The following is a 10,523-nucleotide window of genomic DNA, read 5'->3' as shown; positions in this document are numbered from 1 at the left end:
CATCCCGCAGAACCATCAATCACCGATTGCGGTGATGAAGGAATGGCAGGCAAAGCGACCTGAGTTATTTACCAAGCAGGTGGTCAATCACACGGGACCCGACATCTACCCACCGAAGGCAGCGCATCAGTTGATCACATTTTCTGTTACTGCTGAGTGGATCGACACATCACTAGTAACTCTCCGCCCTATGATATCAGCCAGGTGTTTCGGAGGCAGTCCATACCCCGGCCTCACACTCCTCACGGAATCCTTGGTAATGAGTTCACCTGCCTTCAAGTTCTTGACGAAATAGAGTGAACGCCGGAACTGTACATTCCCCTGCTCACTGGATTTCCTTCCGTAGTCCACTTTCCCAAGCGCGTGCCAGGCGGTCTTGCTGTCTCGGCACAGGGCGGTGAGTTCAGCAGGCTCCAGTGAGAAGCTGTCGTCAGGCCCTCCCCCGTTACGGTCGAGGGTAAAATGCTTCTCGATCAGGCTGGCGCCCAGTGCCACGCTGGTAATCGCCGTTGTGTTATCGATCGTATGATCCGACAGGCCTGTTACCAACCCAAACCGCTCCACCATATCAGTGATCGTACGTAGGTTGTAATCTTCTGCCGGAGCGGGATATCCGCTTACGCAGTGTAGAATTGCCAACTGCTTGCAGCCAGCACCTTGGGCGGCGTCAATGGCTTCCTGGATCTCATCTGCATCTGCCATGCCGGTGGAGATGATCATCGGCTTTCCAGTCTTAGCCACATACTCGATGAGCGATAGATCAACGGCCTCGAAGGAGGCGATCTTGTAGGCCGGCGCACCGAGCTCTTCCAGAAAATCGACCGCAGTATTGTCGAAGGGCGAACTAAAAATTGTGATACCCAGCTTGCGTGCGTGATCGAAGAGCGCTTGGTGCCATTCCCAAGGGGTATGCGCCCATTCATAGAGTTCGTACAGGGTACGTCCTTCCCACAGGCCTTCCATAATCTGGAAATCAGGCAGATCACTATCGAGCGTGATGGTATCCGGGCGATACGTCTGCAGTTTGATGGCATCAGCCCCGGCCTTCTTGGCCTCTTCGATAATCTTTAGGGCCGTGTCAATGTTGCCATTATGATTAGCGGAAAGTTCGGCGATGATGTAAGGCGCATGCCCCGGCCCAATGGTACGGCCGTCGATGTCAATCGTCATTGGGGGATACCTTTTTCATTTCAATCGTGTAGATGTGCCCGTGAAGCTGAAAATAAGCGGGATAACGGCTTGGATCCATTACACGGATGGTGTTGAATAATTCACTGAGCGGTTGAGCAGGGTCTACTTCACTATCTGTAGGTGAGCGCTTTGGGTAATACGACGCGGCCACGTCAGGCGACTGAGGGGCGGGCGTCTTTCCGTCCGCCACTAGTAGCAACGCTTGATCCATTAATGCCAGCTCGGTATCGAATAAGAGCTCATGAATTTCATCATGCAGGGCATGTGCAGGGACTTCAAAGGTGCGCTTGGCCCAGATCGCGCCTGTATCAACACTATCTTCAGCATCTAGCAGACTGACCGTAATGGTTTTTTCTCCTTCAAGCAGCGCCCAAATATGCGGACTCCAGCCACGCCCTTTCGGCAAGTCACTGGCATGCAGCACCAGTACATGCCGGTATTTTTCGCGGTACTTAGCATTAATGATCTGGCTGCAGGAAACGAGAAACAAGACATCGCCACCACACAGGTCCTGCCGATCACGGCAGATATAGATGTCATGCTGACGATGGTGCAGATCTTTCCACCTCATCAGCCAATCATTGACCGGGTGGTCGGCATCGGTGCAAAGAACCGTTATTTTCATCTTTCACCCTCCAGCATCAAACCAACCAGAGTCGACACGCCAGTACCGTTCGTCACATTGGCTGCATCGCAGGTAAGCGTTTGACGATATGCAGATTCGAACACGCTCTTTGCGATGTATTCTTGCAGTTGGGGTTTCCAAGCGCTCGAATCAATGCTTCCAAGGGTTAACGCTGCACCGGCGTTGTGAAGACTTTGGGCAATGTGCTGCTGATTCTCCGCCAGTACGAGCATAAGGGTGGGCAACCCTAAGCAACAACGCTCCCAGGTGGTGCTGCCGGCGGCGCCGATCGCGAGATCTGCCTCGGCCATGCGCCGCGCCATATCCGACACGTTGACGACCACCTCAGTGGACCATGGCAGTTCCACGGCTCGGGTTTTGACCTCTTCCAACCAGGGCGCTGTGGCGCCCATGACTACAGTGATCTCGAGATCGTTGGGTAAGTCGCAGGCGTTCAAAGCGTCGAGTACCTGACCAGTGGAATTGTCCTTATCGACACCGCCAAGACTGATCAGCAGCCGTTTGACCGCCGGATGTCGGTGCCGGCGGGCCAGGCTGCTCTCACGCCGCTCGGCAAATTCCGGCCGCAACAGAGCAAACTGTGGTCCCGCCAGTACCCGGCACTCCGCCGGCACTAGGCCTATATAGTCTTCTGCTTCACGCCCCAAGTTTTGATCGAGCAACAAGTGAGCACAATGAGCACGATCCGCGAGGTCATCGATGACCAGCAACCGTGTTTGCTCAGGTAACACAGCAGCTTCCCAGCGAGCATCCAGCGCATAGTGATCCACTACCAGCCAGTCCGGCGCCAACTGCACTATCAGAGGGCCACAGGCTTCAGCGTCGCTTTCCCAGGACGTGCCTAGCCAGTGTGCATGATCCGGCTGGAGGTCTCTCGTCGGGGCAGAGGTGCGGTACAGGCTCTCATCAAGTAAACGATGAGCGTTAAAGCCCCGCGCCTCGATGGCGTCAATCAAATGCCCCGCGTGTTCACGGCACAGAAAGTGGCACTCGGCGCCCTGCTTCCTGAGGGCCTCGGCAAGCGTGAGGCAGCGCATGATATGGCCGGTGCCGATTTCCAGTGAGGCATCGGCACGGAATACCACCACCTGGGTCGAGATGTCGGGTGCTTCATTCCTCATTCCCGAGCCCCGCGCTCCACCACCTTCTCAGCCTGCCAGGCACGGAAAAGCCACTCGGCACGCTGCCAGTCTTCCGGCGTGTCTATATCCTGTACGCGATGACGCGGCAGTTTTACAGGTATGGCACGTGGGGTGAATATCGCTTGACCATCGCGCCAAGCCTCCGCGCGGCCCCAGTAGAACTGACCGGCATCGTGCCACGCTTCTTCAAGATCCTGGGAGCGTGTAGTGAAGTGTTCGGGCTGGAACATCGTTACGCGTCCATTGGGCGTCAGACGCAAGGCGCGCTGGATGGGAAAGGCGTAACTGGTCACCGAGAAGGCGTAGTCTACGTCGTCATCTTCCAGCGCTGCGAGGCCTATCTTCAGGTCCTCTGGCTGTATAAAAGGCGCGGTGGCGTAGAGACAGCACACCGCCTGCGGCGCCTGCCCCTGCTCGCGCAGCCAATCAATAGCGTGAGCGATCACCGGGACCGTGCCAGTATGATCGTCGGCGAGTGTGGCGGGACGGCGGAAGGGGGCATCTGCACCATGCGCCTCGGCTATGGCAGCGATTTCCTCATCATCAGTGGAGACGATCACCCGTGCAAAGCATCCGCTGCTCAGCGCAGCCTCGATTGACCAGACGATCATGGGCTTGCCAGCAAACTCGCGAATGTTCTTGCGTGGAATCCGCTTGCTCCCACCCCGGGCGGGAATTACGGCCACACGTTCTGCCGTAACACGCCCTGCCGAAAAGGTATGGCTCATGACGCCTCCAGCGATTGACGCAAGGCCGCTATCACTAGATCCTGCTGCGTGTCGTTCATGGTGGGATACAGCGGCAGGCTGATCGCCTGCGCGTAATAACACTCGGCTTCAGGAAAGTCACCCGGCCGGAAGCCCAGTTGCTGATAATATGGCTGGGTGTGCACGGGGATATAGTGCAGGTTGACACCGATGCCTTGCTCACGGAGCGACTCGAAGACCTGTCGGTGCGTCACGCGGACCTGATTAAGCTCGAGGCGAATCACGTAAAGATGACGACCCGAATAGCTGTCGGGATGTTGCCAGGGTGTCGTAACGGGAAGACCGGCTAGCTGTTCGTCGTAACGAGTTGCGAGTGCATTGCGTGTGGCTACATAGTCATCCAAACGCTCGAGTTGGGAGACGCCCAAAGCAGCTTGCAACTCAGTCATGCGGTAATTGAAACCCAAGGCGACCTGCTGGTAGTACCACGGCCCATCGACCTCATGGGTCATCAGCTCGGGATCACGGGTGACGCCGTGACTGCGCAGCAGATCCATGCGGCTGGCCAAGGCATCGTTATTTGTCAGCGCCATGCCACCCTCAGCGGTAGTGATGATCTTCACCGGGTGGAAGCTAAACACGGTGATATCACTGTAGCGGCCGCTACCAATATATTCCCCCTGATACTGTCCCCCTATGGCGTGTGACGCATCCTCGATGATGCGAAAACCGAAGCGCTGCCCCAGGGCATGGATCGCCTCCATCTTACAGGGCTGACCGCAAAGATGGACGGCGACTACGACCTTCGGCAGGCGCCCTGTTTGCTCGGCCTGTTCAAGCTTAGCTCCTAACGCTCTAGGGCAGAGATTATAGGTTCGCGGGTCTATGTCCACGAAGTCGACCTGGGCACCGCAGTATAGGCCACAGTTGGCCGAGGCCACAAAGGTGACCGGGGTGGTCCATAGCCAGTCGCCTTCACCTAAGCCCAGCGCTAAGCAGGCAACATGCAGCGCCGACGTAGCACTATTGACGGCCAGGGCGTGGCGAGCCCCAACCTTCTCGGCAACCGCCTGCTCAAAGCGCGGCACCATAGGGCCCTGGGTCAGGAAGTCGGAGTGAAGCACGTCTAGTACTACGTCGATGTCAGCCTGCTGGATATCCTGGCGACCGTAAGGAATCATCAGATCGCTCCAATTTTTTCCCAGTTAGCATCTACCCAGGACTTGAGTTCTGCACTGCTCATCCATTCGGGATTATTGTCACTGGAGTAGATAAAGCCTTCTGGAACTTTCTTTCCGTCCTTGATGCGATTGGCGTCTTGATCCCAGCTGTGGATCGCCGGCAGAATCTTGAAATGTTCTGGATACTCATAGGTGTAGTGAGCATCCTCAGCACCAATCATCTGTTCGTGCAATTTCTCACCCGGACGAATACCTACAACTTCTTGTTCAGCCTCAGGGGCTATGACCCTACCAAGGTCCGTCACCTTCATAGAGGGAATTTTCTTAACGTAGATTTCACCGCCTTCCATGTCTTCGAAGGCATGCCAAACGAGTTCAACTCCTTGTTCTAGCGAGATCATGAATCGGGTCATGCGCTCATCTGTTATAGGCAGAACACCTTTGTCTCGAACGGAAACAAAAAAGGGTATCACTGAACCGCGAGAGCCCATTACGTTGCCGTAGCGTACAACAGAAAAGCGTGTTTTGTGCCCCCCTGCATAGGAGTTCCCGGCTACAAAAAGTTTATCTGAAGTAAGCTTGGTAGCACCGTATAGGTTAATCGGACTGCTGGCCTTATCAGTGGACAGCGCCACAACCCTCTTCACGCCTTTGTCGATACAGGCATCAATCAGATTCATTGCCCCCTGCACGTTGGTCTTAACGCATTCGAAAGGATTATATTCAGCGGTAGGCACGATCTTTGTCGCTGCAGCATGAATCACATAATCCACGTCATCCAGCGCTCGATAAATGCGATCCCGATCACGGACATCCCCAATGAAGAACCGTACACGTGAATCACCTTGGAACTTCTTGGCCATTTCCCACTGCTTCATCTCATCGCGCGAGAAAATAATCACCCGCTTAGGGTTATAGCGTTCTAACAGCATGGGAATGAAGGTATGGCCAAAGGAGCCAGTGCCGCCGGTAACGAGTATGGATGAATCATTAAACATTCAGGGTTTCCCTTTCGATAGCCATTACGCATGTTCAGCCATGCGCTTGAAGATTGCGTTACGCTCGGAGAGTTCAGAGAAGCTGCCGTGATCCTCCAAGCGTCCATCCGCCAACAAGTAGATGCTGTCGCACTGTTTTACCGTAGCAAGGCGATGGGCGATCATGATAATTGTTTTCTTGCCTGAGAAATCATGGATAGCGTCCATAATCAGCTTCTCTGTAATGCCGTCCAGGGCGCTAGTCGCTTCATCAAGGATCAGAACATCTGCATCGTGATAGAGCGCTCGGGCAATGCCGATACGCTGGCGCTGACCGCCGGAAAGTTGCACGCCGCGCTCGCCAACTGTCGTTTCAAGTCCATCGGGCAATTCGGCAAGCAGTTCATCGAGGTGAGCCATGCTGGCTGCTTGTCGTACCTTGACATCGTCTATGGCTTCCATCGGCAGACCAAAGGCGATGTTTTCACGAATGGAGCTGTCGGCTAGAAAGATCGACTGTGGTACGAAGCCCAGGCTGTTCTGCCAAGCACGACGGTTTTCGCCTGTCAGTGGCCGACCGTCTATTAATATCTGACCGGCCAGTGGCTCAATCAGACCTAGCAGCAGATCTATTAGAGTGGACTTCCCGGAGCCTGACGCCCCAACCAAGCCGACCACATGATTGGCGGGGATTTCTAGGTTCAGCTCACTTAAAGCCGCTTCCTGCTTGCCGGGGTAGCCAAAGGTCACATTGGTCAGCTGGATATTGTGTTTGGGGGGAAGATGCTGCTCCGATAGCCCCTTCTCGGTCAGTGGGTTACGAATATGCTCCAGGCTACTGGCATAGAGGTCGTCACGTAGTGAATCGAAGGCTGCCAGATTGCCACGGATCTGAGAGATGCTGGTGTACACCTGCTGAAAGGCTGGTAGTAATTTGAAGCCAGCAAGCGCATAAACCGAAAGCACTGGCAATATGGTGCCCAAGTTACCCTGATGGGAGGCCAACAAATAAAGAATCAGGAAAATCACGCTGCCGAAGGCGACCAGCTCCATCGCGTAGCGCGGTGCTTGGCTCATCGCCTGGGTGGTACCCTGAGCCTCGGCGAAACGTTCACTGGCAGCATCAAATCGTTCGGTGAAAACCCCCTGGCGGCCCAACAATAACGCATCCTTGATTCCCCCGAACCCCTCAGCCATTAACTTGAAGCGAAGCCGTTGAGCATCAGTGATCGTCTTGCCATTGCGGACTAGGCGCAGGCGCACCGTGCGATACAGCAGTATGTAGGCAACAGAAAAAATCGCCAAACCCGCTAAGGCTACTAAAGGGTTGTACAGAAAGATCGCCCCCCCCATCACCACCGCCATAATCAGCTTGGCATTCATCTGCATCAGCGGGTTGATAATGGTATTGGTAATTCGCTGACACTCTTGGGCTATCTGGTTCGTCAACTGGCTGCTGCTGCCGCCAGCGTGGAACAGCCAAGTTTGGTGCATATAGTGCCTGAAGAGCCGGCTGGCGAGCTCGGCACCCACCCTGGCGCCATACATAGAAAGCCGCCAGATAGTAAACATGGAGATACAGGCCGCCATGGTAAGTACGACCAGCACACCGACACCCAGCAAGCACAAGAAGGTGCGAGGTTCGGCAACACCGCTGGCGCGGTAAAGATCAGCGACTAGGCCATCGCCCCGCAGCTGGCTCATATCGCCCACTAATGCCATGAAGGGCCCGATTGATACCACCCCGGCGATCTCAGTGAAGGACATCACCACCACGAGGAACTGCAAGCGCATTAGCTTTTTTCGCTGCTCAGAGGTCAGTAAGGAGTAGAGTTCTTTAAGCTGGCTTAGCATATATGGGTCATTTCAACGGTGGATTATCTCAAGTTACAAGTACAACGCAAGGCCTGTCAGTTAGGATGTTGCACAGCTCATTAAAACTGCGATGAGTAATATAGATTAAAGGGGCTAAGCCACCTCATCAGACACATTTAAGTGCCATTATAACTCTCGCCATGTAGCGCGTAACATTCTGCGCTCCCGTAGCGACCCAATGGCGTTCATTAGCGCTGTGATCAGACCTGATAATAGTCCCGGTACCAAGCGACGAAGTTGTCCACGCCTACACTCACAGGTGTGGCTGGCTTATAGCCGACTGCACGCTCAAGTTCAGTGGAATCGGCGAAAGTATACGGCACATCGCCAGCCTGAATCGGCAGAAGCTTCTTTATGGCTCGCTTGCCTAAAGCCTCCTCGATGGCCTCAATATAAGCGCTGAGCATGACTGGATCGTTGTTGCCAATATTGTATATCCTGAAAGGGGCATTGCTGGTGGCAGGATCTGGGGCCTCGCTATTCCAACTAGGGCTTGGTGTGGCCGGCACATCGTTTGTCCGAATCACGCCTTCGACAATGTCGTCGATGTATGTGAAGTCACGGGTGTGGTTTCCGTGGTTGAACACCTGAATCGGCTCCCCTTCAAGGGTTGCCTTGGTAAACAGGAACAGCGCCATGTCTGGGCGGCCCCAGGGGCCATAGACGGTGAAGAAACGCAGGCCGGTGGTCGGTAGCCGGTAAAGATGGCTATAGCTGTGGGCCATCAGTTCGTTGGCACGCTTAGTGGCGGCGTAGAACTGCAGCGGGTGATCGACGCCCTCATGCTCGGAAAAAGGCATCTTGGTATTGGCGCCGTATACACTACTGGTGCTGGCGTAGGTGAGGTGCTCAACCCTATAGTGCTGGCACGCTTCGAGCAGGTTGGTAAAGGCAACAATATTGCTTTCCACGTAGGCATGGGGGTTCTCAATCGAATAGCGCACACCAGCCTGGGCAGCCAAGTTGATGACCCGGCCGATGCGCTGTTCAGTGAAGCAGCGCTCCACGGCTGCACGATCGGCGAGGTTCTCACGGTAGAAAACATACTCACTTCCGGTTCGCCGGGCCGTCTCCTCTAAGATCTCGAGCCGGGCTTCCTTGATATCGATGTCATAATAGTCGTTGACGATATCAAAGCCGACCACGCTATCGCCACGCTCAAGTAAGGTCTTGGCGACATGGAAGCCGATAAAGCCTGCGTTGCCAGTAACCAGTATGGTCATGAAGTTCCTCTAATTCATAAATACAAATTTACTGAGAAACGCCGACCGCAGATGGCGATTAAAGCCACATTACGGCCAGCTAGCCTCATTAAAAAGAAAATGCGGATGCCTCGTCTCTGCAAGACAACACCGTACTTTTATGGAGGCTAACTTTCAGCAAAGAAATCCGTTAACAGAAGGCTGGAATTTTGAGGGTCAATGTCGAAAAATCTCATGGAAATATTAGCACCTGATCTGGGGAGGAATCATATTTTTATCAACTTCTAATTTCGCCAAAGCCATCACTTTTTTACAAGAAAGCCTCACATTTCTATGAGGCGATTTCTGTAACCTACTGATTTTATTGACCACCACCGATAAGGGCGGTTATCAGTAGCTTTAGGATTCCTGTTCTTTGAGGCTGCTGCAGACGAGACCCGCAAACTGCAGCAGAAACACGCCCATCACAGAAAGCATTCCGCCCAGTACCAAGGCGAGAGCCATTATAAGCGTACGGCTTGTACCTGTTTTTTCCAGGCTCTGCACAGCCGTCTGCGCGACTCGACCATCCTTGAGCAAGCCAAGACGATCTTTGGTCATCGCAATCTGCTCGGTATAACTGGCCAGGAGGTCTGCTGCACCAGACGATGTAGATTGCTCGGCGGCAGCGAGTGAGGCTTGTAGGCTTTCCAGGCGATTCTCGAGGCTCGTCCGCTGCCGGTCGACCAAGGCCTGCTGGTTGCTTGCGATGTTATCCAACAGAGCACTGTGCATTTTTTCTACCAAGGCCGAGTTGGCTTCTGAAGCCTGTGAGGTAATTTTCACTAGCTGAGTATCCTCAGGCGTCGTCAGGTCCACAGCAAAAGGCAGCGATTCTAGCCCTGACTGCTGGAGGAGCTCACGCGTCACGGGAGCTACGGCGAGACTCTGTGCCTTGGCTATGACGGTGCCCGCCGACTCCAGAGCTCGTTCGGTATTCCCCTCCCCTACCGGGGCTTGCTCAGCCACTTCGTAAACGGACACATAGCTATAGGTCGGTGTCAAAGTCAGCACGTAGGCGAACGCTGCCAGCACTACCACCGCGAATATAATGGCCATCGCCTTCCAGCGGCGAACCAGAATGGCCGCTAGGTCGACCAGGGATATTTCGTCATCGTAGGAAGAGCGCTGCTCGGTCATTGAATCAATTACCCGTTGATTAGCTTTTTATTCACGCGGCGAGCAGGCACGCTACCGCCCGGGGATTACCTGGGCGTCCAGGGAAAACGCATGAAAAACCGCGCTACGACGGGCCTCGTGGCGCTTTACCAGTAGGAGCTAATGTGGTCATCTAGCAGCTTTTGCTCATGGATGACTCATGCTGACACCGTCTCTTATGCACCATTTATCGATCGTTCCCGACTTCCGACAGGCCTGGAAAGTGCAGCATCAGCTGTCGGACATCTTGTTCCTGACGGTCTGCGCGGTGATATGTGGTGCTGAAGGTTGGGACGAGATAGAGGATTTTGGCCACGCGAAGCTCGACTTTCTCCGCCAGTACGGTGATTTTGAGGCTGGCGTGCCGAGCCATGACACCCTGGCCAGGGTGATGGCGCTGGTGAA

The 10,523-nt window shown here is 54.5% G+C and carries 10 protein-coding genes and 1 pseudogene; 2 read left to right on the top strand and 9 right to left on the bottom strand.

What is annotated here, in order from left to right; translation table 11 throughout:
- Nucleotides 1–103, top strand: a pseudogene (locus BCL93_RS17595) (IS481 family transposase); the annotation flags it as partial.
- Between the two features lie 23 nt (nt 104–126).
- On the opposite strand, the gene pseI reads toward BCL93_RS17595, so the two are convergent.
- From pseI to BCL93_RS16860, 9 genes are all read right to left on the bottom strand, one after another.
- A complete protein-coding gene (gene pseI / locus BCL93_RS16900; RefSeq protein WP_112056532.1) occupies nt 127–1,170 on the bottom strand; it encodes a pseudaminic acid synthase in 1,044 nt (347 codons plus the stop codon).
- Entirely contained in the window at nt 1,160–1,816 is a 657-nt protein-coding gene (locus tag BCL93_RS16895; protein WP_112056531.1) for a formyltransferase family protein, read from the bottom strand. Before BCL93_RS16895 ends, pseI begins: the two co-directional genes overlap by 11 nt.
- Nucleotides 1,813–2,958, bottom strand: coding sequence for a UDP-2,4-diacetamido-2,4,6-trideoxy-beta-L-altropyranose hydrolase (gene pseG, locus BCL93_RS16890; protein WP_112056530.1), 1,146 nt, complete (start codon nt 2,956–2,958; stop codon nt 1,813–1,815). Before pseG ends, BCL93_RS16895 begins: the two co-directional genes overlap by 4 nt.
- Complete coding sequence (gene pseF / locus BCL93_RS16885) at nt 2,955–3,707, bottom strand: pseudaminic acid cytidylyltransferase (protein WP_112056529.1); 753 nt, start codon at nt 3,705–3,707, stop codon at nt 2,955–2,957. Before pseF ends, pseG begins: the two co-directional genes overlap by 4 nt.
- Nucleotides 3,704–4,867, bottom strand: a complete 1,164-nt coding sequence (gene pseC / locus BCL93_RS16880; RefSeq protein ID WP_112056528.1) for a UDP-4-amino-4,6-dideoxy-N-acetyl-beta-L-altrosamine transaminase — start codon at nt 4,865–4,867, stop codon at nt 3,704–3,706. Before pseC ends, pseF begins: the two co-directional genes overlap by 4 nt.
- The gene (gene pseB / locus BCL93_RS16875) at nt 4,867–5,865 is read right to left on the bottom strand and encodes a UDP-N-acetylglucosamine 4,6-dehydratase (inverting) (RefSeq protein WP_112056527.1); all 999 of its coding nucleotides are present in this window, start codon (nt 5,863–5,865) and stop codon (nt 4,867–4,869) included. The genes pseC and pseB overlap by 1 nt, the downstream gene beginning before the upstream one ends.
- Nucleotides 5,866–5,889: 24 nt before the next feature.
- Nucleotides 5,890–7,698 (bottom strand): ABC transporter ATP-binding protein, encoded by a 1,809-nt coding sequence (locus tag BCL93_RS16870; RefSeq protein WP_112056526.1) that lies wholly within the window; start codon nt 7,696–7,698, stop codon nt 5,890–5,892.
- A 221-nt stretch (nt 7,699–7,919) separates the two neighbouring features.
- A complete protein-coding gene (locus BCL93_RS16865; RefSeq protein WP_112056525.1) occupies nt 7,920–8,942 on the bottom strand; it encodes an NAD-dependent epimerase in 1,023 nt (340 codons plus the stop codon).
- 378 nt (nt 8,943–9,320) lie between these two features.
- Nucleotides 9,321–10,100 (bottom strand): Wzz/FepE/Etk N-terminal domain-containing protein, encoded by a 780-nt coding sequence (locus tag BCL93_RS16860; RefSeq protein WP_112056524.1) that lies wholly within the window; start codon nt 10,098–10,100, stop codon nt 9,321–9,323.
- 178 nt (nt 10,101–10,278) lie between these two features.
- Here BCL93_RS16860 and BCL93_RS16855 point away from each other — a divergent pair.
- On the top strand, nt 10,279–10,523 hold a 245-nt coding region (locus tag BCL93_RS16855), incomplete at its 3' end, for a transposase family protein (RefSeq protein ID WP_146742516.1).

This window comes from Onishia taeanensis, assembly GCF_003268885.1.
Taxonomy (GTDB): domain Bacteria; phylum Pseudomonadota; class Gammaproteobacteria; order Pseudomonadales; family Halomonadaceae; genus Onishia; species Onishia taeanensis_A.
This window is presented reverse-complemented; position numbering and strand designations above follow the sequence as displayed.